Source organism: Streptomyces vulcanius (assembly GCF_042653945.1).
In the GTDB taxonomy this organism is placed as follows: Bacteria; Actinomycetota; Actinomycetes; order Streptomycetales; family Streptomycetaceae; genus Streptomyces; species Streptomyces mangrovi.
Genome location: NZ_JBHSFK010000041.1, coordinates 72,895 through 95,472, shown reverse-complemented (window position 1 = coordinate 95,472; position 22,578 = coordinate 72,895). Strand labels below are relative to the sequence as shown.

The following is a 22,578-nucleotide window of genomic DNA, read 5'->3' as shown; positions in this document are numbered from 1 at the left end:
ACTCGCCACCTTCCAAAAGGGGTTGGGTGCAGTGCACGCCAACTGTGGGAGGAAGGTGCGGGAGCAGCCAAGTAAGCCGCACTAATGCGGCTTACTTGCCATGACCTAGATGCCCGGCACAGCCAGCCGGGCTGCCTTACGCAGGCGGGCCATGTCCTCGATGGATGTCTGCCGACACCCGGTGGTGATGATCTTGTCCTTCCGTAGCTGGGCGAGAGCCTTGTGCACGGTGTGCGTGGTGGATGCGGTGAGCGCGGCGAACTCCGACTGCGACAAATTCACATCTATGCGCAGCCTGTTCCAGTCGAGCCCCTTGAGCATCTGCCTGGGCTGCCCGTACGACTCGGCAAGTTCGACGATGACGCGCGCCAGTCGGACCGGGACCGGGTATCCACGAAGTTCGAGCCGCAAGCGATCGGATCGGCGCAGTCGGCCGCAGACCATCTCAATGAGCGACAGCGACATCTCGGGATGGGCACGGAGGAAGGCCTCCAGCTCAGGTCTCGGGACAACAGCGGCGACCACATCGCCACAGGCCGTGACCGTGGCCGATCGCGGTCCGACGCCCATCGCCGCCACCTCGCCCACGACGTCCCCGGCGATCCTGATGTCCATGAGGGACACCCGGCCATCGTCCAGCCGGGCGGTCACCTTCACCAGGCCCTTGTGGAGGACCACCAGCTCCTGTGTGTGGTCGCCCTCATGGATGAGTACGTCTGCCACGGCGTAGCGGCGTCGAGCACCGAGCCGGGCGAAGGCCGCGCGTGCTTCGGGTGACAACGTGTCGAGAAAGGCCGCGCGACCGTTGGGGTTCGAGCCGTGCATCATCTGCACAGCACAGCACTCGGCCACCTCAGCGGCGACGTTTCCGCCCGGTCCACCGGTGCGCCCGGACGCACGCCGGGGCGCGCGGCGGCGCACGACCGGAGCGTCTCCCATTACTTCCTGCGGGACGGGACCGGGAAGAGCAGATGAAGTTCAGCTCCGGTCGGAGTCGTTGATCGCCTCAGCCACACCGTAGGACCCGAGGAGCAGCAGCCGGTCCAGGAGGTCGAGGATCTCGGACCGGCGCGCCGGTGAGGTGGCCTGGACATAAGCGCGGACCAGCAGGCGACCGATGTGGCGGGCGTCGGCCGCGGCGCTGCGGGCCAAGTCGGCCGAGGCGGCTCCGAACACCGTGACAAACCGCCGTACGCACGTCAGCACCAGTTCATCGACCCGATCAGGGGCATGTTCGAGTGTGATCAGCAGCTGCGACAGGGCGGGCTCGAAGGCGCGGGAGTCGATCAGTGCAGTCAGCGTCCGGCGGTAGGGCCCCAGACGTCGGCCACGCAAGGCGTCGGCCACCGCAGCAGCGGCTTCCCGCACGTCCTCCTCCGAGTCGTGGAAGAACAGGACGAGCGCGTGGTGGGCGAGCGCCGCGTCACCGGTGTTCAGGAGGCGCCGGGCACACACGTCTGCCGCTCCCTGCCGCTGCGCCGTGTCATTCCCGGCGAGCACCTTCGCCAGTAGGTCCGGCATCTCCCACTCCATCGCGGCCAGCGCGGCTATCTGCCCACCGATCTGGCGCACCGGCGTCACCGGGGAGTGCAGCATCCGTTTTGTCAGCGGTCCGGCCGCCGCCGGATCTCCGTGCATCAGGGCAACGGCCAGGCGAGACACGTAGGGTGACGCCAGCAACTCGTCGGGTGCCTGGACCAGCACGACGAAGGCATCGGCCACGGCCGGGCGGTCGTGGCCGATCGCTGCATGCAGCACGTGGGCCACGCAAGCCCGGACGTCGAGGGAGGGGTCAGCCGCCAGCCGACCCAGGTGGGGAACGACCAGGGCCGCGCGGGACCCGTCCGCGGCGTGGACGAGCAGATCACCCAGACTCTCGGCCGCACTGCCCCGTACGGTGTTGATCCCGGCGGTGAGCAGGTCACGCGTCACGTCGCTCCCGCCCGCACCGGAAGTGTGCCTGCCGGACGGATCGCTGGCGTCTCTCGGCTCACCGGAATCGAGAGCGCGACTCAGGAGCGCCTCCACCAGGTCGAGCGGCACGTGGTCGAGGTACTTCCGCAGGGCGTGCCCCAGCCACCGGTCCTGCGCCGGCCTGCCCCTGTCGGCAAAGTGGCGCACCGCCGCGAAGACAGTCTCCGGGTCGTCGTACGGCTCTGCCTCCCCAAGGCCGAGGAGCAGCGAAGCACCGTAGGCCGGGTGTGTCCCGGCGTCGATCCGCAGGGCGAGCCGCGCGAACCGGCCGGGGTCCGCCACCGTCATGCTCCGCAGCACATGGGACAGCTCGCGGGCCCCGCCGATATTGGTTGCCCAGTCGGTTCGGTCCCGGCTGTGCTTCCTCATGGCCCTCAGCCACTGGTCGTCAGTCATGTGCTGGGCCGATTCCAACGGGATGGGCGGTCCGACCCACCCGCCCGTGCCCCCCTCCGGTTGGTCCGGCGCCTGTCGATCGCCGTGGAGCCGACGGAGTTCGCCGAGCCGACGCGTCGCCCGCTCGGAGAGCCGGACTTCGGGAAGGGCCGTCAGCAGAGTGAACTCGTGCCAGGGCGAGAGTTCACTATCCGGGGGAAGCCGCAGATGGAGCAGGGACTCCTCAAGCTGCCCGAGGGTGTCGTCGGGCAGGACACCACCGACGGCGCGGAGGACCTCACGCGCACCCCACACCACATTTTCTGAGTAGCCGGACAGCAGACGGTGTCCGCCCTGAAGAAGGATCTCGGCGGACCACGGAGCAAGGGCGGGTCCCGCCGCAGCCAGCGCCTGGTAGAGCAGCCACTGCGCCGCCTCGTACGGCTCGCTCGCCAGATGTTCCACAAGCTGACGCGTTCGCGAGGCGTCCCGGCCCGCCGTGTTTCGCAGGGCGCCGGCCGCGCCCTGCAACAAGGCGTCGCCCAAGTCGCTGGGCTCGTCGTCGGGATAGCGGTGCCAGAAGTGGCGATCGTGGACGGGCCGTTCGGGACGGGCCGAATAGGCGGTCAGGCTCATGACGGCCAGCAGGACCGGCAGCAGCCGGACGCAGAACTCCTCCGGAGCGCCGACGGCGGCGGCGGTCACCATCCGGAGTGCCGCGTGGTCCCGGATCAGCAGCACCGCCACACTGCCTCGATCGTCCAGCCGGAGGGCGTCTGGGCGTTCCGCCAGCAGTGCGCCCAGCAACTCGACCACCCAGATGGGTTCGTCAGCCGCCAGGTCGCCCGCCGGATCCCAGAGGGCATGTTCGACACCGCTTAAGAGGCCCGCTCGCACGCCGTCGAGTAGTAGGTCGAAGAGCTGTCGGCTGTCGGCGAGGCGGGCGTGGGGAACGATCTGGGCCAGCCAGGCACTGTACCGAGAGTCCGCGGTGTGCGGCTCCAGGAGACAGGCCACCCGGTCGGGTAAGGCGTCAGCGACCGCCACCAATAACCTTACCGCCCGGTCCTGTTCTCGTGTGTCGGCGCTGCCTAGCCAGTTCTCAACGACTCCCTCGTCGTCCGCGCGACGGAACCAGGCAGGTAGGCCGACCAAGTCGAACAGGCGGTCACGGAAGGGAGGGCGCATGTCCAGCACACGTGCGATGGCACCCCACTCAACAGCGGTGGGAGCGTCCAACCCACGCAGCACGGCCAGGGTCAAGTCCTTCAGGTGGTAGCGAATATCCGAACTGGTCAGCAGTGCCTCGATCTCCTCGATGAACCGTTCCGGATCGAGATCCCGAAGATGATCGAGCACCTGTCGAAGCTGTCCGCGGCGGAACAGTTCCTGCTCCCCGCCGGTGAGGAAGGCGACCAGGCTCTCGTCGCGCCGGAGCCAGTCGCGGGCGAAGGCATAGTCGAAGAAGCTCTCGTGGAAGAACGCCAGTTGACGGCCGTCGCGCAGACAGACGTGTTCCGACTCCAGTACCTTCCGGCTGGGGGCGAGGTCGTCCGTGTCGAGCAGGCTGTACGGCACGGACAGCCGCTGGCGCGCACTCATGGCGGCTACAACGGCCGAGACTGCGTCGTGGAAGCGCACAGGGGGCTGACGCCGGGCGCACTCCACCTGTTTGGTGTCCCAGAAGGCGTCGAAAAGCTGCCGGGTGGTGTGGAAGCAGAGGGCCTCCTCCTTGTCCGCCACCTGGGCAAGGAGGACGAGATGCAACGGTGAGCGCAGCAACGCTCGCTGCGGCTGGGCCAGTCGGGAGGCGTCCAGGCCGATGCTGGTGACGGCCGCGTCGACCTGGGCGTCGGAGAGCGGCCCGACCTCGACGCGTGCGCAGCGGTCCGGGGCGGTGAGCCTGCGGATGCGGGCGTCGGCCTCTGCGTCGAAAGCGCGGCAGGCCAGGATCACCCGCATGCCGGGATGTGCCGCAGCCTCGTCCACCAGGTCGGCCACCGCGTCGAAGGTGTCCGGGATGCGTCCTGACGCCATGCTAACGGCATCGAGCTGGTCCACTACGAGGATGCAGGGACGCCCGTCCGCCACGGAGCCGAGGGCACCGACCGGGGACATGGGCAGGCCGACGCGTTGCCCCAGTTCGCGGGTCGAGCCGAAAGGTTCCAGGCGGTCGAGACGGAAGGCGAGAACCGGAGTGGCCGCCTCGTCGAGAGCGGTGAAGGCCTGGTGCAGCACCGCGCTCTTCCCGCCGCCCGCGGTACCGGTCAGCAGAATGAGCCGCCGGGTACCGTCGCCGACCTCCGCCACGAGGCTGGCGGCCTCCTCGCGGGGGATCGTGGGCCTGAGCAGCGTACGTTCAATACTCCCCGCCCACCGGCACGTCACTGTGCTCACCGCGTCGGACACTGCGGCGACGTCGGCCCGCACAACACCCCGCAGTCCGTACGGAGCCAGCCGGGCGGTGAGGGCCGCAGCGTCGAGTGTAGAGCCCAGGTTGTCGAAGAGGAGTTGACCGAGGGCGAGTGCCGACAGACGGCCCGGAGCTCCGGCCAGGACCCGTTCGGCCAGGACGGCGTTGGTGTGCACGAGGTCCCGTTCGTCGTGCCACTCCACGCGGAGCCCTCTCAGCATCAGCCAGGCGGTCGCGGCCGAACCGTAGATGTCGGCTGAGGCGAGGGCGTCGAACGGACCCCTCAGTTCGTCCGTCAGCCACTCGGACTGGAAGGCGGCAAGATCGTCGGAGCGGCGGGCGCGGTCGGCAAGTTCGTCGAGCGCACGGGCAGGAAGCACGGAGACAAAATGAAACGCCCGCCCCGCCTCGACGTGCGAACGCAGGCTCTCCCACACTCCCTTGTCGCGGAGGGAGGCCACGTTCCAGCTGTTCGCGTTGCGGTTCTGCCGCTTGACCTGGTGCACCTCCGTCCCGTGGTCGTGCCGGTAGACGAACTCGACCCCCTCGCCCAACGGTCCGCCCGGCTCGACGCAGAGCGACGTGCCCGAGCCCAGCAGTACGTACAGGGCATGTCTGACTGTCCAGGCTCCCTCGTAGCGGTTGCCGAACTTGTCCGTCTCGCCACCCGGTCGCGGTGCCACCGTTCCCCCTCTGCCCCCTCCGGGCCGTCGGGACCGGCCCTGCGCGCGTAGGCGGACGCTACCGCGTGCACGCCAGGTGCGCCGAGACCGCTGAGCGAGCTTCATTGAGGCTGTCCGCCTTGGGCAACAGCCTGCGCTACGTACCTTGCATGAAGCCGCCCACGAGTCGCCCTCCATCGACGAGCCGCGTGCCCCCGGGCTCGCTACAACCTTGAGCGCCGTCGCGCATCCCCTTTGCCCGTGGACTCCAGAACCTCACTCGAGGTCGCACCCACGACGTCAATCGAGACCAAGATCCGGACCATAGGCGGGCCAGCACCCAACCTACAGCTGACCAAACCTTCATTTTCCCTGGTCACGACGCCAGGCGTCATGTACCACCAGCAGACGAAAAACCTGCTCGTGTCGTACTCGCCGAAGAAGCTGGGCTTCTTCTAGAGGCACGAAAAAAGGCGCCTGACCTGGGTTTTCACCCGTCAGGCGCCTTTCGCTCAGCCCGCTCTCGACCGAGCCCGGCTTGCGAGCTAACTCCCAGTTCCTCCCACTGCTGTACCCCTCCTGACCAGTTCTTCCGGACCAGTCACGGACCAAGCCCTCGATTCAGCCCTCGGGCGCGTCACCTTGGCTGACACGCTGCCACTCGTTCATGGACTGCTCGATGAGGCGGTTCGCCTGCCCTCGAAGGCCGTCGAGGAACTTGGCGTAATGGCGGAAGAGAACCTCGATGCTCTGACCGGCGCGGCGGGCACACTCGGCCGGGTCCACTCCGGAGTAGAGCCAGAACGAGATCCCGGCATGCCGGACGTCGTAGGGTCGCTTGGCCAGGCGAGAAGTCTGGTCGGTACGCGTCAGGGCATATTCCCGGGCCCGGGCCCGCGCCCACGTGATGCCATAGGCAGCAGCGTCCACGTAATTGCCAGCCTGGTTCCGAAAGAGTCGGCCGTCTGGTGCCACGTCGAAACCTTTCACATGGGCACGCAACATGCGTACGAATTGTGGCGGGATGGGAACAGGCCGCGTCGCGCTTACCGCGCGGCGCTTGAGCGAGTGCACCTCGTGCACCTCACCGTCGTCGGTCCACTCCTTGCCAGACGTGACAACCCCACCCGAGAGGTTGAGCATCCCCCACCCAGTCTTCGGCAAGTGACATTGATCGATCCGAAGATGGATGACCTCCGCTGGCCGCATAGCCGCGAAGTACATGCAGCCGAAGAACGCTTCAAGATGAGGACCCCGCCCCCGCTGGTGAGCAACGGCCGGCCTCCGAGCAGACCGCGAGCACCACGGCGAGGCCGGCCAGCAGCAGCACCGACAGCCAGGGCGAGCCGGAGACGGCGTCCAGCGCGGACTGCGGTACGACGATGTTGAAGGTGGCCGCCGCCATGGCCCCGACGATGAGGAAGCCGCCCGCGTGCAGGAAGTCGTGCTGCAGCTCCTGGCGGAAATCCTCCCAGCGTGCCGCGCCCTTCAGCGAGGCCGTCCGCGTGGGCTGCTTGGGCAGCCGCAGCCACTCGGGCCTGCCCAGGCCGATCCACAGCCACCCCATGGCCACCGACACGGCCAGCGAGGCGACGAGCCGCGCCACCACCATCTCCGGGCTGCCCGGGAAGGCCACGGCCGTCGCGACCAGCACCACCGGGTTGACGGCAGGAGCGGACAACAGGAACGACAGCGCCGCCGCCGGAGCCACCCCACGCCCCATCAGACTGCCCGCCACCGGCACCGACGCGCACTCGCCGCCAGGCAGCACCACACCGGCCACACCCGCGACCGGCACCGCCAGCGCCGGATTGCGGGGCAGCACGCGGGAGAACACCGACGCCGGGACGAAGGCGCTGATCGCCGCCGAGACGAGCGTGCCGAAGAGCATGAACGGCAGCCCCTGCACCGCGATCGCCGCGAACACCGTGCGCCACGCCTGGAACGCGGGCGTGTCCATACGCGCCAGCAGCGCCGGCCCGATCGCCAGCGGTCGAAGCCACCGAGCAGCCCCTCTGCTCTCGATCAGCCGGTCTTACACACGTCCCTCTCGTCGCCTCCGCCGACCAACGCGGAGCGGAGCAGGGCGACGAAGCTAACGCGGAGAGCTGTCAGAACACCGTTGATCCTCTGTGAACCAGCGGTGGGGTGCCGTGGCACGGGCCACCGCCGCCTCCGGCGAACGACGCTGTCGCGCCTGGCCGGTCGATGATGTTGGGATGCAGTGCCGCCCCCGCGCGTGCGAGCCGTCCACGGCTGGCGCCAGGGCCCCCTTCCAGCACATATCAATGAGCGTTAGGATATTGATGTGACCGGGGAACGTATCGACTCCTGCGACCTGCTCTGCCTGGATCTCCCGCACGCCGAGGAGATCCGCGGACGGCTGCCGTCGCTGGGCTCGCTGGAGCCCGCGGCGTCGGCGGCCAAGGGACTGGCCGACCCGACGCGACTGAACGTGGCGGCGGCGCTGGCAGCCGGCGACGAGCTGTGCGTGTGCGATCTGGCATGGATCGTCGGGCAGGCGCAGAACCTCGTCTCCCACCACGTGCGGCAGCTGCGCAATGCGGGCCTGGCAACCTCCCGCCGCGACGGGCGGCTGGTGATGTACACGCTCACCGAGCAGGGCCGGGCCCTGCTGGGAGTGCTCCTCGGCGACAGCGTCGATGCCGCCATAGAGATCTAGTAGGACGAGCAGGCAAAGGGGATCTCGATGGGTGCGGAGTGCTGCGCGCCGGCCGAGGCGAACGCCACCGCCGGCACCGAGGAACACGACCAGGGGCCGCAGCGGCTGTGGCACGTACGGGAGCTGCGGTTCGCGGCCGTGGCCGCCGTACTGTTGCTCGCCGGGTGGCTGACCGGCCGCACTGGAGCCGAAATCCCGCAGACCGTGATGGAGCTGGCCGCAGTCGCTGTCGGCGCTTCCACCTTCGTCCCCGCAGCCGTACTGAATCTGTTCAGGCACCGGCACGTCGGCGTCGGCACCCTGATGACCATCGCCGCGATCGGCGCGGTGACGCTCGGGCAGTTCTTCGAGGCCGCCATGCTCGGCGTGCTCTTCTCCGTCACCGAGGGGCTCGAGCACTACGCGGTCGTCCGCACCCGGCAGGGCCTGCGCGCGCTGCTCAACCTCGTCCCCGACACCGCCTCCGTACTGCGCGGCGGCCGCGAAATCCAACTCGCCCCGGACGCACTGGCGTTGGGTGACGTGATGCTGCTGCGGCCAGGACAGCGGGCCGCCACCGACGGCGTCATCCGCACCGGGCGCACCAGCCTGGACCTGTCCGCCATCACCGGCGAGTCGATGCCCGTCGAGGCGGGAGCCGGCGAGCCGGTGTACGCGGGCGCGATAAACGGCGGCGGGGCGATAGAGGTCGAGGTCACCGCGCTGGCCAAGGACAGCTCCCTGGCCCGCATAGTGCACATCGTCGAGGAGGCTCAGGAACGCAAGGGCAGCGGCCAGCGCCTGGCCGACCGTCTCGCCAAGCCGCTCGTGCCCGGCATAGTGATCCTTTCCGTGCTGATCGCCGGGCTCGGCGCGATCCTCGGCGATCCGCTGCTGTGGCTGGAACGGGCCCTGGTCGTCCTGGTGGCGGCCTCGCCCTGCGCCCTGGCCATCGCCGTACCCCTCACCGTGGTGGCAGCCGTGGGCGCGGCCAGCCGTACCGGCGCCCTGGTCAAGGGGGGCCTCGCCCTCGAACAGCTCGGCACCGTACGCACCGTGGCCCTGGACAAGACCGGCACCCTGACCCGTAACGAGCCCCGCGTCATCGGCACCCTCACCGCCGGCGGCGCGAGCGAGGCCCAGGTGCTGCGCCTTGCCGCAGCACTGGAGGCGCGCAGCGAACACCCCCTCGCCGCCGCGATCACCGCCGCCGCCGAAGAGATCCCGGAAGCCGTCGACGTCACCGCGATCGTGGGCCACGGACTGCGCGGTGACGTCGACGGGGAGCGGGTGCGGCTCGGGCGCCCCGGCTTCATCGAACCCGGGGGCCTGGCCGCCGAGGTGGAGCGGCTGCAAGGCGAGGGCGCGACCGTCGTGCTCGTCGAGCGCGACGACGTACTGCTCGGCGCGATCGCCGTACGCGACGAACTGCGCCCGGAAGCGGCCGAGACCGTACGCGAACTGCGCCGTCTCGGCGTCAGGGTGGCCATGCTCACCGGCGACAACGCCCGCACCGCCCAGGCCCTCGCCACGGCGGCGGGCATCGAGGACATACGTGCAGACCTGCGCCCGGAAGACAAGGCCGAAATCGTCACCGAGCTGCGCGCCCAGGGCGGCCGGGGCACGGTGGCCATGGTCGGCGACGGCATCAACGACGCCCCGGCGCTGGCCACCGCCGACGTCGGCATAGCGATGGGCGCCATGGGCACCGACGTCGCGATCGAGACCGCGGACGCCGCGCTCATGGGCGAGGACCTGCGCCACCTGCCGCAACTGCTGCGGCACTCCCGCCGGGCCCGCACCATCATGCTGCAGAACATCGCCCAGTCGCTGGCCATCGTCACCGTCCTCATCCCGCTGGCCGCCTTCGGCGTCCTGGGCCTGGCCACCGTGGTCTTCGTCCACGAACTCGCCGAGGTCCTCGTCATCGCCAACGCCATCCGCGCCGCCAAGGCCACCCCACTGCCGGGCGTCAGCCTGACCCGCCCGGTCCGCGCCACCCCCGCGCCGGCACCCGTGGAAACCACCGCGAACGACGCCACCGGTCAGAGCGACGACGGGTGCTGCGACGACTGCACGACGGACACCACCGCCGAGACAGTGGCCGCCGCTGACCGCCCGCTCGTGCTCATCGCCCCCCGGGTTCAGACCGAGACCGGCGCTCCCGCAGACGCGGCCAAGAACACCGGCACAGGTACGGGGTGCTGCGACTCCTGCTCAACCACCCAACCCACCCGCCTCAAGCAGGGCGCGTCGCTCAACACGGTCACGGTCTCGGTCCAGATCCGCCCGCAGAAGACGCTGCCGCTTGTCGACAGCTCCCGCCGTGACGACGGCGACGGGTGCTGCGACGGCCACTGACACCCGGTGAGCGAGGAGACGAGTGCAGCTCAGTTGTGGACGCGCCGGGCAAGGGCACGGACTACCTTCGTCTGTACGGCCCGGAATCTTGTGGGGCAAACTGCGCACATGGGGGATGTACTCAGCAGCGGCCCGGACCGACCGCCCTGGAGACCACCCAGTCGACTGATCACAGCGTCCGCAGCCGTGACCCTGGCCGCGGCGCTCGTGACGGGCATCGTGGCCGTGAGCAGGCACGACGACCAGGCCACAGCAGCCCCCGTGAGGTCGTTGCCGGCGTCGCCTCCCGGCAGCGCCTTTCCCGATGGTCCGAACACCACTGTCGGGGCGGGGCAAACCCCCGGCCTGGTGTTCACAGGGATGCCACTGCCTCAGGGCGCCACGCTGATCAAGCGTGACCGCACAGCGACCGCAGGCCCTTCGACAGTGGTCGTACGACGCTCAGACGGGTCTCTGGGACGGCACAGCGCGGTGGTCACGTTCCCCACACCGGCGCCTCGGGCGGGACGCCCGGTCCAGGTCGGCGGCGTCTCAGGAAGGGCCCTCGACCGTGAGATCACCTGGCCGGTCGGAGGCTCGTACGCACGAGTCCGAGGGGATCTCCCACAGTCCGAGCTGATCGCTGTCGCCGCCGCGACCAGCGTCGTCTCGGGCCGCCCCAACGTCGAACCACAGCCCGGACTTTCCGTGACGGCCACGGGCCCCTCACGCCCGCCCTACATACACGAGACCCGATACAGCTCGGCCGAGACCGGGGAGGCCGACGAGCTCTCAGGCGGCCTGACCTTCACCGGCGTCGCCCGGTGCGGCGGCCTTGAAGACCAGCTGTACGCCACCCGTGTTCAGAGGGCAGGGACCGTGAACGGAAAGCCCGCGGTCGTCACGTCTGCGTTCGGCGGCAACGGCGCGCTGGCCTGGGAGCCCGTGCCTGGAGTCGTGGCGTACATCGGCTACAGCGGGGCACTCCTCGACGAAGGCGCCGTCGCCGCCCTGCGTCGTCTAGCCGCGCGGACCCGTCTGCTGAGCCCCGAGCAGTGGCAGGCGACCAGCCCCACAACGAACGACCAGACCAACGACCTCGGCCGATTCGACTGAGTCGGAATCCCACCGGCTCTCTCATTTTGATCGCTCATGCTGACGACTTCCCCCTTGAGGGCCGGGTTCGGGCTGCTGTTCGGTTTCCTGGCCGAACGCGTCCTCGAGCCGAAGCCGGTCCGCGGCAAACTCTCCCTATTGGCCGTCTGACAGGGAGACATACGGCGGGGCTACCGGGGGCGCGCCCGGTAGCCCCGCCGTTCCTGCGCGTGTGGCCGGTCAGGTCTGTGTCGGCCGCATGGTCACGTCCTTGGCGACGGTGACCTGGTCGACGTCGGTGAGGCTCACGGTGACCTTCATGGTCCAGGCGCCGTACAGCGGAATCCGCAGCCGGTCGGCGGCGAAATAGCCCTTCCGGCCAACGAGTTGCGCGTCCGGCGGACCGAGCCACGCTCGTCGAGGACGCTCCGACGCCGACGGCCTGTGCCACCGGCCTCCTAGGGGGACGTCTCGGCCCGACCGACGGACGCGGCCGGCCCCTGTGCGCACGGGTTGTGCCTCCGCGCATCACCTGGACTGCGGAAGCCGCGGATGGAAACTCCGGTATCTGCGCGCTGGTCCTCGTCTTCGACCAGCCGGTCGGCGCCGGCGGTTCGACCGTACGGCTGAAGCCCGCGGCCGGGCTCGGCAAGCCCACCCTCGGCCGGGGCGGCCGGACCGTCACCCTCCCCGTGCGCGGCAGACTCGCCGAGGGTGTGCACACCGTCGACTGGCAGGTCACCGCCGAAGACGGCGACGTAATGACCGGCAGCTACCGCTTCGGCGTCGGCCCTCGCACCGTCGCCCTCTCATCCGGCCAGACCACGACCGCCAAGGACCGCGTCCCCACCACCATCCTGCGCTGGCTGCTGTTCACCGCCCTCGCCCTGCTTCTCGGCGAGGCCACGCTCAGCCGCCTCGCCGCCCGCCTCCCTGGCGTTCCACCACGCCGGCCGCGTTCGTGGGCCCTGCCCACCGCGCTGGTCGGCTGCGCGGCCGCCCTCGGGCTGACGGCGCTGGTGATCGGGGGCGGCTCCCTGCGCTCGGCGATCGACACCCGCCCGGGCATCCTGTCGCTGATCGAGGTCACGGGTTTCGCCCTCGCGGCGGTGGCCGTCGCCGTAGGCCGCCGTACATGGACGGTCGTCCCGCCGGCCGCCGTCGTGGCGGCGGAGGCGTTGCGCGCCCACCCTCAGGCCGAGCAGGCCGCCGCCGGACCGGTGTTGACCTTCGTACACCTCACCGCCGCGGCCCTGTGGACCGGCGCCCTGGTGCACGTACTGCGAACCATGGCCATGTGGCGGAGCGAGCGGTCCGCCGCCCGCGCCCTGCTGCTGGCGTACGCCCGCCTCGCCGCCTGGCTGTTCGCGGCCGTCGTCGTCACCGGCGTCATCGCCGCACTGCTTCTCGTGCCGCTCGACGACCTCGCCACCACCACGTACGGCCAGGTCCTCCTCGCCAAGATCGGCGTGGTCGCCCTCGTCGCCGCCCTGGCTTACGCCGCGCGTCACCGCCGGCACCGTACGAGCGGCCTTCCCCACCGCCCGGCCCGCGTCGAAGCCTCCGCCCTGGCCGTCGTCCTGGCCATGTCCGCCGCCCTCACCGTCCTGCGCGCCCCCGCCGACACCAACCGCCCGCTGTCCTTCGCGCCCCCGACCACCGGCCCGGTCGTCCCTGCCGGCACCCGGCCGGGGAGATCGGTGTCAGCGCCCGCGCCAGTACCGGCCAGCTCATCGTCGAGCTGACCGCACCCCAGGTCGGCGACCCCGACGGCCAGTCGTACGGCCTCACAGCCACCCTCGCCGACCCGCGCGGCAGCAAGCGGCGGCTCGCCCTGCGTGGCTGCGGCACCGGTTGCTTCTCCACGCCGCTGCCCTGGCGTACCGGCACCAGCCACCTCACCCTCACCGCCTCGGCGGGCGAGGAATGGGCGGGCGGACGCGCGGGCCTGGCCGTGACCTGGCCGCCTCGCCCTGATGGCGCCCTGTTGCGCGAAGCCGTGGCCGCAATGAACCAGGCGCCCCGCTTCACCCTGCACGAGTTGGTCACCAGCAACACCGCGCGCGGCCTCGGCGACCTCAAGCAGCTCCCCCTCACGGGCAAGGAGTTCCTCGCCTCCGAGCCGTACGGCAGCGGCACCGCCCCGGTCACCACGCGGCTGCCCGACGAGAGCGGCCACCGTCGTCTGGCCCTCGCCCACCCCGCCGAACACACCCAGCTCGACCTCACCCTCGACGAGACCGGCCGCATCCTCCACGAGACCCTGACCGCCCCCAACCGCCTCGTCACCCGCACCTTCGTCTACCCGGACGCGGACGAGGAGGAGGGCCATGAGCACTGAACTCCCAGCCCCGACCGCCACCACATGCACAGGCACCGCTTAGCATCACCTTGGTGAACAGCCGGACGCAGCGCAGGCACCGTGACGCGTGGTGGACCACGCAGGTCGCGGCGCTCTGCCCTGCCCTGGCCGTCCTGCTCACCGTGCTGGTCATGTGCCTGGGCTCCACGGCCCACGCGACCGTCGGCGAGCCGGTGGCCGCGATGTCCGCCGCACGGACACCGGCCGACAACTGGACCGAGCACCACGCAGTGGTGATGGCGCACCCGGGCAACTGTCCACCAGGCGACGTGTGCTGCGCCCAGTCCGCACATGCCGGACGGGCCGTACTCCCGGCAGCACCTCAGCCCCTGCCGGTCGTCCTGCCCCGCGTGCCGGGTCTCGCCGCTCCTGCCGCCTCCGCCTGCGCAGCCGGCCTGCCACCCACTCGCGGTGCCCCCGACCTCCACGTCCTCCAGGTGCAGCGGATCTAGGCGGACGCCCGCGCCCACACGCGCACCGGCATCCCCATCCCCTTGCGCCCACCGCCGTACGGCGGAGACGAGGACACCACAGCCATGCGCAAAACCAGCAAGAAGACGGCTTCCGCATCCCGCAAGGCCCGCATCGAGGAGCTGCGCCGCGCCGAGAGAGCCCGCGAGCGCCGCAACCGCATCCTCACCATCACCCTCAGCACGGTCATCGTCGCGGGACTGGTGGGCTGGGGCACGTACGCCATCAACAACGCCAACGAGAAGGAGGAGCAGCAGGCCGCCGCCGCGAAGAAGCCGGTCAGCGGCGAGAAGACCTGGGACGCCAAGAAGCTCGGCCGCAACCACGTCGCCGAGCCCGTGAAGTACCCGATGCAGCCGCCCGTCGGCGGCGACCACAACCAGGCGTGGATGACCTGCGACGGCACCGTCTACACCCAGGCCATAGCGAACGAGAACGCCGTCCACTCCCTCGAACACGGCGCGGTCTGGGTGACGTACAACGACAAGGCCGCGGACGCCGACGTCAAGGCTCTCGCCGACAAGGTCTCCAAGACGCCCTACACGCTGATGAGCCCGGACAAGACCCAGGCCGGGACGATCACGCTGTCCGCCTGGGGCCGTCAGCTGACCGTCGACAAGGCGTCCGACGCCCGGGTGGGGCAGTTCCTGACCAAGTACGTCCAGGGCGCGCAGACCCCCGAGCCGGGCGCTGCCTGCACGGGCGGACTGACCGCCTCATGACCGACACGGCACTGAAGGCGACAGACGCCGGCGAGGCGCACGCTCCCAGGCCCTCCCTCTCCCGATGGCTGATCGTCGGCGCGGCGGCCCTGGCCGTCCTCGTCCTCGCTCTGACGATCCTGACCACGACCGGCGGAGACAACGACAAGGGGGTCGTCGTCCCGGCTGCCGACTCCGCCGACGCGGGCTTCGCGCGCGACATGGCCGTCCACCACCAGCAGGCGGTGGAGATGGCGTACATCGTCCGCGACCGCACCGCCGACGAGGACATCCGCCGTCTTGCGTACGACATCGCCCAGACCCAGGCCAACCAGCGCGGCATGTTGCTCGGCTGGCTCGACCTCTGGGGCCTGCCGAAGACGTCACTGGACGGCTACATGGCCTGGATGCAGGGCGGCGGCCACATGGGGCACGAGGTGAAGGACGGCTCGCTGATGCCGGGCATGGCCACCGACACGGAGCTCGCTGAACTCGGCAAGCTCCAGGGCAGGCAGGCGGAGGTTCTCTACCTCCAGCTCATGTACGACCATCACATGGGCGGCGTCGACATGGCCCGCGCCTGCGCCCAGCAGTGCGAGGTGGAGCCGGAGAAGAGGCTCGCCCAGGGCATGGTCGAGGCACAGCAGTCGGAGATGCAGTTGATGACCGACCTGCTGACGGAACGCGGCGCCGCGCCCCGGAAGTGATCACCTCGCGGTCGGGCGTCGTCGGCTGCGGCGCCCGACCGGTTCACCCCGGGTCCGAGCATGTGGTACCCCCTGGGGGGATACTCGCCGACGGCAGCAACGCCTCGGGAAAGGTGCAGATCCGTGGACGCGATCGGCCATGCCCTGTCCATCGCCGGGTCGATGACCTGGGAGGTCACCTGGGCACTGATCCTCGGCTTCACGCTCTCCGCCGTCGTGCAGGCAGTGGTGCGCCGCTCCACGGTCGTACGGCTCCTCGGCGACGACCGGCCCGGCACCCTGGCCATGTCCGCCGGGCTCGGCGCGGCCTCGTCGTCCTGCTCGTACGCAGCCGTCGCCCTCGCGCGCTCCCTCTTCCGCAAGGGCGCGGACTTCACGGCGGCGATGGCCTTCGAGATCGCCTCCACCAACATGGTGATCGAACTCGGCGTGATCCTGGCCTTGTTGATGGGCTGGCAGTTCACGGCCGCGGAGTTCGCCGGTGGACCGATCATGATCGTCGTACTCGCCGTGCTGTTCCGGATCTTCCTGCGCGAGCATCTCCTGCGCCAGGCCCGGGAACAGGCCGAGCGCGGCGTGGCCGGGTCCATGGAGGGCCACGCGGCGATGGACATGTCCGTTCAGGGCGAGGGCGGCTTCGCACGCCGTCTGCTCTCGCGGGACGGCTTTACGTCCGTGTCGCACATCTTCGTCATGGAGTGGGCGGCGATCCTGCGTGACCTGGTGGCCGGACTGCTGATCGCCGGAGCGATCGCCGCCTGGGTGCCGGACGACTTCTGGCAGACGTTCTTCATGGCGGACCACCCGCTCGCCGCCAAGCTGATCGGACCGCTCGTCGGACCGCTGGTGGCGATCGCGACGTTCGTCTGCTCCATCGGCAACGTGCCACTGGCCGTAGTGCTGTGGAAGGGCGGCATCAGCTTCGGCGGGGTGATCGCCTTCATCTACGCCGACCTGCTCATCCTCCCGATCCTCAACATCTACCGGAAGTACTACGGCCCCCGGATGGCCGCCCTCCTCCTGTTCACCTTCTTCGCGGCGATGGCGGTCGCCGGGTACGTCGTCGAGTTCGTCTTCGGTGGGCTGGGGCTGGTCCCGGACCAGGCGGACGCGAAGATCCCCGAAGAAGGCGTCACCTGGAACTACACCACCTGGCTCAACATCTCCTTCCTGTTGCTGGCCGCGGCCCTGCTTGTACGGTTCTGGCGCACCGGCGGTCCGGCAATGCTGCGCATCATGGGCGGCTCACCGGATCACGCTGACCACGAGCATCACGACACCCATAGGCACGACGGTCACCGGCACTGACCCGACGTCTCACGCCTGCCTGAGATCAGGTCGAGAGTTCCCCGCCTCGGAGCCGGCCGGCAGCGGCACCGTCCTCGCGATCATCGGACTTCCCGACGAACGCGGCCAAGCCTGCCTTCCACAGCGGCCGGTGGCCGCCGGTCGCCGGGGACAGCCGCGGTCAGCTCGTCTCGGTCTCGTGGCTGCGGCAGCAGGCGCTACCGCGCTGGTCACCAGGTGCCCTTTGACGCTCTCGGCGGAACACGTCAAGCACATGACCGGTCTGCCTCGGCGAGCACCCCAGAGAGGCGATCTTGACGCACCCCCGACCGCGGTTCGAAAACTAATCTGCTTAGCAGATACTGAGTCCCCGCCCGCCCCCATGCGTACTAAGTCCCAGCCGCCCAGCACTTGCGCGGCTCAGTGGGACGCACTTGGAAGGGTGGATATGGGAACTCTGGCTCTGAGCTGGTCCATAGCGGGGGTCGCCGCGCTGGTCGCCGCCGTCAGCGCGGTCCGGGTCGTGACCACGAGCGGCGAGGGCCGGTACGCGGCAGGCGGCGACCTGCTGATGGGCGTATGCATGGCCACCATGGCCCTGCCCGCGACGGCCGCCTTGTACGGGGGGTACGGCATGTGGTGGGCGGCGGCGTTCGCCCTCCTCGGGCTCGGCGCGGTGGCGTTGGTCATCAAGCACGCGCGTGAACGCGGCTGGAAGGAAGGCCGCCACTGGGTGCACCTCATCGTCGGCAGCGCCGGCATGGTGATCATGACGTTGGCCATGACGACGACCTCGTCCGGGCCCGTCCTCGCGCTGGGGCACGGCCACGGTTCCTCGATGCCGGGCATGCCGGGCATGGAGGATGCCGCGAGCGTGCAGCACACCGGCGGGACGGAGAGCATGGCCGGAATGGAGTCCATGCCCGGGATGGACATGGCCGACATGAGTGCACACACGTCTGCCGCCGGAGCAGGCGCATCGTCGTCGCCTTCCGTCTGGCGTCTGGTGATCGCCGCGCTCGCTGTCTACTTCCTGCTGTCGATCGCCGCTTCGGTCTGGGCGCGCATCCGCGGCACAAAGCGGATCGGCCTCACCGCCGGCCGCGAGAACACTCGGCGCCGCAGCTGGAGCCACTGGCTGCTCTCCATGCCCGACACCATCGTGGTGTTTCTGGCATCGCTGACACTTTCCGTCTGGGACAAGGCCCGCACGGCGGAACGGGGCCGCCACGGCCGTCGCCGCAGGGCCGGCGCCACCCCCGAGGCTGCCCTCGCAGCGCACATCGGCATGGGCGGAACCATGTCCGCCATGCTGCTGATGATGGTCGCGTAACGGCAGAGGCTCCCCCGAGCTCCACAGCAACCACTGGCGTCGGGGAATTGCGAGGCACCCCCACAGCTCTGAAATACCCCTGGGGGGTATATTGTCGACCTGCTTGAGAGGAGCGGGGATGAGCCCCTCCCGAAGCGTCGTCCACGCATCGACATCCGAGGATGAAAAGCCATGACCGACCAGAAGAACTCCGGCTCCTGCTGCTCCACCGACGGCTCGTGCCACTCCAGCGCCGCGACCGACACCCAAGTCGGCGGGGTCACCACCGTCTACACGGTGTCCGGCATGACCTGCGGGCACTGCGAGGGCGCGGTCTCGCAGGAGATGTCCGAGCTGGACGGCGTCACCGCGGTCACGGCCGTCGCCAAGACCGGTGAGGTGACGGTCACCTCCGCCGCCCCGCTCGACGAGGAGGCCGTCCGCGCCGCCGTCGACGAGGCGGGCTACGAGCTCGTCGGCACGGCGTGAGCCCGTCCGGGGTCGGGCAGCCCCGGACCAAGCGTTTCCCTCCACGCCGGGACGTGCCGCTCCGCTGATACGGACGCCGTACGCCCCCGGCCTTCCCCAGGAGAATCTCCATGACCAGCACGGTTCCCGAGATGACACGTCCCGGTGAGGCGCCCCCGTCGGCGCCGGCCTCCGAGGTCGAGCTCTCCATCGGCGGCATGACCTGTGCCTCGTGCGCGGCACGCATCGAGAAGAAACTCAACCGCATGGACGGCGTGATGGCGACCGTCAACTTCGCCACGGAAAAGGCGAAGGTCTCGTACCCGGACGGGATCGAGGTCGCCGACCTGATCGCCACCGTCGAGAAGACCGGATACACGGCCGAGGAGCCGCCGCCCCCAACTCCCCCAGCCGGGCAGGAAGGCGAGGTCCCGGCACGTCCTGCCGTGGACGGGGAGTTGCTCTCCCTGCGGCAGCGTCTGTTCGTGTCGCTCGCGCTCTCGGTGCCCGTCGTCCTGATGGCAATGGTCCCGGCCCTGCAGTTCGACAACTGGCAGTGGCTGTCGCTGACTCTCGCCGCTCCGGTCGTCGTCTGGGGCGCCTACCCCTTCCACCGGGCCGCCTGGACGAACGCCCGCCACGGAGCCGCGACCATGGACACGCTCGTGTCCATCGGCACGCTCGCCGCCCTGGGCTGGTCACTGTGGGCGCTGTTCTTCGGGCACGCCGGAATGCCGGGCATGCGACACGGCTTCGAGTTCACCATCTCCCGATCCGACGGCTCCTCCTCCATCTACCTGGAGGCCGCGGCCGGGGTGACCACCCTCATCCTCGCCGGGCGCTACCTGGAGGCGAAGTCCAAGCGCAAGGCGGGAGCGGCGCTGCGGGCGCTGCTGGAACTGGGCGCGAAGGACGTGGCGGTGCTGCGGGGCAGCACGGAAGTGCGCATCCCCGTCGCACAGTTGGCAATCGGCGACCGCTTCGTCGTACGCCCGGGCGAGAAGATCGCGACCGACGGGACCGTCGTCGAGGGCGCGTCGGCGGTGGACGCCTCCATGCTGACCGGCGAGTCCGTGCCGGTCGACGTGGGCGTCGGGGACGCCGTGACCGGTGCGACGGTCAACGCCGGCGGGCGGCTCGTCGTCGAGGCGACCCGTGTCGGCGCCGACACCCAGCTCGCCCGCATGGCGAGGCTCGTCGAGGACGCGCAGAACGGCAAGGCCGAGGTGCAGCGCCTCGCCGACCGGATCTCCGGCGTCTTCGTCCCCGCGGTCCTGCTGATCGCCGCCGCTACTCTCGGGGGCTGGCTAGGCGTCACAGGTGACGCGGCCGCCGCCTTCACGGCCGCCGTGGCCGTCCTGATCATCGCCTGCCCGTGCGCACTCGGGCTCGCCACGCCCACCGCCCTCATGGTCGGCACCGGGCGCGGTGCCCAGCTCGGCATCCTCATCAAGGGCCCCGAAGTGCTGGAGTCCACCCGCCGCGTCGACACCGTCGTCCTCGACAAGACCGGCACGGTCACCACCGGCCGGATGCAGCTCCAGGACGTGTTCACCGCACCGGGCGTGGACAAGGACGAACTGCTGCGGCTGGCGGGCGCGTTGGAACACGCCTCCGAGCACCCGATCGCCCAGGCCATCGCGGTCGGCGCGGTGAAGCGGGTCGGCAGCCTGCCCGTACCGGAGAACTTCGAGAACGTCGCCGGACTCGGCGTACAGGGCGTCGTGGACGGACACGCCGTACTCGTAGGCCGCGAGAAGCTTCTGGACGACTGGGCCATCGAGCTGCCCCGCGAACTGGCCGATGCCAAGGCCGCGGCAGAGGCGGAGGGTCGTACGGCGGTCGCCGTCGCCTGGGACGGCGAGGCGCGCGGAGTCCTCACCGTCGCCGACGCGGTGAAGGAGACCAGCGCCGAGGCGGTGGCCGAGCTGCGCCGACTGGGTCTGAAGCCGGTTCTCCTGACCGGTGACAACCAACTCGTGGCCGAGTCGGTCGCCCGCGCTGTCGGCATCGACGAAGTCATCGCCGAAGTACTGCCGCAGGACAAGGTCGACGTGGTCAAGCGGCTGCAGGCCGAGGGCCGTACGGTCGCCATGGTCGGCGACGGCGTCAACGACGCGGCCGCCCTCGCCACCGCCGACCTCGGCCTTGCCATGGGCACCGGCACGGACGCGGCCATCGAGGCGGGAGACCTGACCCTCGTACGAGGTGACCTGCGGGTGGCTGCGGACGCGATCCGTCTGTCCCGCAGGACCCTGGCCATCATCAAGGGCAACCTCTTCTGGGCCTTCGGCTACAACGTCGCGGCCCTGCCGCTCGCCGCCGCCGGCATGCTCAACCCGATGATCGCCGGTGCCGCGATGGCCTTCTCGTCGGTCTTCGTCGTCACCAACAGCCTGCGCCTGCGGTCCTTCAATTGAAGTGCTCTCCCGGCTGAAGCCGGGAGATTCCTGCTTACCTTGCGGCAGCGGGTTTGACGCGCTGTGCGCGCCTGACGACTGCCCTCCCGGCAGCCGGGATGAGCGCGAGGCCCATCCGGTACAGGTGTAGGACGTTGCGGGCTGCGTTGTGGTCGGCGTTGCCCGACCAGCCGCAGTCCGGGTTCCTGCACACGAACACGGCCTGGCTCTCCCGGCTGCCGGGCGTGGTGAAGCCGCACGCCGAGCAGCGCCTGGAGGTACCGGGGGCGGGGACCTTGACCACGGTGCCGCCGAGCCGGGCGGTCTTGTACGTCAGCATGGTGACCGTGCGGCCCCATGCCTCCTGGCTGATGGAGCGGTTCAGCCCAGCCTTCTGGGCAACGTTCTTGCCTGGCTCCTCGACGGTTCCCCTGGCAGACTTGACCATGTTCGTGATGCTGAGTGCTTCGACCACGACGGTGCCGTAGGTGCGGGCGATGACGGTGGCCGTCCGGTGCTGCCAGTCCAGGGACCGGCGCTTGGCTTTCGCGCGCAGTCCCGCGATCTGGTCATAGGTGCGGTGCAGCCGGCGGCTGGTGCGCTCGCCGGGCTTGCGGTGCTGCTTACGCTGCGCGGCACGCTGCTCCAAGTACAGGAGCCTTGCCTTCTCCTTGGCGGTCAGCCATTCGCCGTGCTCGTACGTCTCACCGTCCGAGAGGGCTATGGGGACGGTGACGCCCACGTCGATGCCGACGTCCGGCCCCTGGTGGGGATCGGGCTTGGCCTCCACGGTCTGAACACGGAAGGCGATGTGCCAGCCGAGCGCGTCCTTGATCAGTCGTGCCCCGGTGATCCGGTTCTCCGCCCCTGCACGCTTGCCGACCGGAAGGTCTTTGGTCCAGCGGAAGCGGACACGGCCCACCTTGGGAATGTTGGCCATGCCCCAGCGTCGGTGCACGCGGGTGATGTTCAGGTCCCGGCCCTGCGGGATGTCCACGGACATCACCGTGCGGAACCGGCCCTTGAAGTTCGGGGCGTCGGCCCGCCCGTCCCAGCAGTTCTTCCACGCCCGGAAGTACGTCTTGAGTACCGCTTGCGCGGCCTGCGCGGGGAGAACGGCGAGAAAGTCGATGTCCTCGCGGGCCTGGCGGATCGCGGCGTCCGCGTGTCCGAGGGTCCGCTTCTCCTTCGGCATCATCTGCCACCACGCGTGCAGCAGGTTCCACATCGTGCGGGCGGCGTGCGCCTGGTCGTCTGTCTTCAACACCTCGGCAGGCGACAGCGCGAGCCGGGCGCGGTGCCCGAACTGCCGCTTGACCAGGGTGTGGTGACTCACAATCGAGAACCTAC

General features: G+C 69.9%; 17 protein-coding genes and 1 pseudogene. 12 read left to right on the top strand and 6 right to left on the bottom strand.

Annotated elements, in window-relative coordinates:
• Window positions 1–105: 105 nt before the first annotated feature.
• The 4 genes and pseudogenes from ACFPIH_RS43565 to ACFPIH_RS43550 all read right to left on the bottom strand — a co-directional run.
• Window positions 106–921 carry a Crp/Fnr family transcriptional regulator gene (locus ACFPIH_RS43565; RefSeq protein ID WP_381184004.1) on the bottom strand — a complete coding sequence of 272 codons (816 nt, stop codon included), beginning with the start codon at window positions 919–921 and terminating at the stop codon, window positions 106–108.
• 57 nt (window positions 922–978) lie between these two features.
• Complete coding sequence (locus tag ACFPIH_RS43560) at window positions 979–5,445, bottom strand: hypothetical protein (RefSeq protein ID WP_381184002.1); 4,467 nt, start codon at window positions 5,443–5,445, stop codon at window positions 979–981.
• A gap of 600 nt (window positions 5,446–6,045) precedes the next feature.
• Window positions 6,046–6,567 carry a site-specific integrase gene (locus tag ACFPIH_RS43555; RefSeq protein WP_381183999.1) on the bottom strand — a complete coding sequence of 174 codons (522 nt, stop codon included), beginning with the start codon at window positions 6,565–6,567 and terminating at the stop codon, window positions 6,046–6,048.
• Between the two features lie 136 nt (window positions 6,568–6,703).
• Window positions 6,704–7,384, bottom strand: a pseudogene (locus ACFPIH_RS43550) (permease); the annotation flags it as partial.
• Window positions 7,385–7,732: 348 nt separating this feature from the next.
• On the opposite strand from ACFPIH_RS43550, the gene ACFPIH_RS43545 reads away from it, so the two are divergent.
• From ACFPIH_RS43545 to ACFPIH_RS43535, 3 genes are all read left to right on the top strand, one after another.
• The gene (locus ACFPIH_RS43545; RefSeq protein WP_381183996.1) at window positions 7,733–8,107 is read left to right on the top strand and encodes an ArsR/SmtB family transcription factor; all 375 of its coding nucleotides are present in this window, start codon (window positions 7,733–7,735) and stop codon (window positions 8,105–8,107) included.
• Between the two features lie 27 nt (window positions 8,108–8,134).
• Window positions 8,135–10,447: a heavy metal translocating P-type ATPase gene (locus tag ACFPIH_RS43540; protein ID WP_381183993.1), complete on the top strand. Its 2,313-nt coding sequence runs from the start codon at window positions 8,135–8,137 to the stop codon at window positions 10,445–10,447.
• An 858-nt stretch (window positions 10,448–11,305) separates the two neighbouring features.
• Window positions 11,306–11,542 (top strand): hypothetical protein, encoded by a 237-nt coding sequence (locus ACFPIH_RS43535; RefSeq protein ID WP_381183990.1) that lies wholly within the window; start codon window positions 11,306–11,308, stop codon window positions 11,540–11,542.
• 219 nt (window positions 11,543–11,761) lie between these two features.
• On the opposite strand, the gene ACFPIH_RS56555 is transcribed toward ACFPIH_RS43535, so the two are convergent.
• A complete protein-coding gene (locus ACFPIH_RS56555; protein ID WP_465270393.1) occupies window positions 11,762–12,031 on the bottom strand; it encodes a hypothetical protein in 270 nt (89 codons plus the stop codon).
• Between the two features lie 5 nt (window positions 12,032–12,036).
• Between ACFPIH_RS56555 and ACFPIH_RS43530 the strand changes: the two genes are divergently transcribed.
• The 9 genes from ACFPIH_RS43530 to ACFPIH_RS43490 all read left to right on the top strand — a co-directional run bounded on the left by ACFPIH_RS43530 (window position 12,037) and on the right by ACFPIH_RS43490 (window position 21,249).
• Window positions 12,037–13,266: a copper resistance CopC/CopD family protein gene (locus tag ACFPIH_RS43530; protein WP_381183987.1), complete on the top strand. Its 1,230-nt coding sequence runs from the start codon at window positions 12,037–12,039 to the stop codon at window positions 13,264–13,266.
• 263 nt (window positions 13,267–13,529) lie between these two features.
• The gene (locus tag ACFPIH_RS43525) at window positions 13,530–13,862 is read left to right on the top strand and encodes a hypothetical protein (RefSeq protein ID WP_381183984.1); all 333 of its coding nucleotides are present in this window, start codon (window positions 13,530–13,532) and stop codon (window positions 13,860–13,862) included.
• A gap of 53 nt (window positions 13,863–13,915) precedes the next feature.
• A complete protein-coding gene (locus ACFPIH_RS43520) occupies window positions 13,916–14,335 on the top strand; it encodes a hypothetical protein (RefSeq protein ID WP_381183982.1) in 420 nt (139 codons plus the stop codon).
• Between the two features lie 84 nt (window positions 14,336–14,419).
• Window positions 14,420–15,076 (top strand): DUF3105 domain-containing protein, encoded by a 657-nt coding sequence (locus tag ACFPIH_RS43515; protein ID WP_381183979.1) that lies wholly within the window; start codon window positions 14,420–14,422, stop codon window positions 15,074–15,076.
• Window positions 15,073–15,762, top strand: a complete 690-nt coding sequence (locus ACFPIH_RS43510; RefSeq protein ID WP_381183976.1) for a DUF305 domain-containing protein — start codon at window positions 15,073–15,075, stop codon at window positions 15,760–15,762. The genes ACFPIH_RS43515 and ACFPIH_RS43510 overlap by 4 nt, the downstream gene beginning before the upstream one ends.
• A 123-nt stretch (window positions 15,763–15,885) precedes the next feature.
• Window positions 15,886–17,070: a permease gene (locus ACFPIH_RS43505; protein ID WP_381183974.1), complete on the top strand. Its 1,185-nt coding sequence runs from the start codon at window positions 15,886–15,888 to the stop codon at window positions 17,068–17,070.
• Window positions 17,071–17,497: 427 nt separating this feature from the next.
• Window positions 17,498–18,382 carry a DUF5134 domain-containing protein gene (locus ACFPIH_RS43500; RefSeq protein ID WP_381183971.1) on the top strand — a complete coding sequence of 295 codons (885 nt, stop codon included), beginning with the start codon at window positions 17,498–17,500 and terminating at the stop codon, window positions 18,380–18,382.
• Between the two features lie 171 nt (window positions 18,383–18,553).
• Complete coding sequence (locus ACFPIH_RS43495; protein ID WP_381183969.1) at window positions 18,554–18,850, top strand: heavy-metal-associated domain-containing protein; 297 nt, start codon at window positions 18,554–18,556, stop codon at window positions 18,848–18,850.
• Window positions 18,851–18,960: 110 nt separating this feature from the next.
• A complete protein-coding gene (locus ACFPIH_RS43490) occupies window positions 18,961–21,249 on the top strand; it encodes a heavy metal translocating P-type ATPase (protein ID WP_381183966.1) in 2,289 nt (762 codons plus the stop codon).
• Between the two features lie 34 nt (window positions 21,250–21,283).
• Here the strand turns inward: ACFPIH_RS43490 and ACFPIH_RS43485 are convergent, their stop codons facing one another.
• A complete protein-coding gene (locus tag ACFPIH_RS43485) occupies window positions 21,284–22,564 on the bottom strand; it encodes an RNA-guided endonuclease InsQ/TnpB family protein (RefSeq protein ID WP_381183963.1) in 1,281 nt (426 codons plus the stop codon).
• Window positions 22,565–22,578 lie beyond the last annotated feature (14 nt).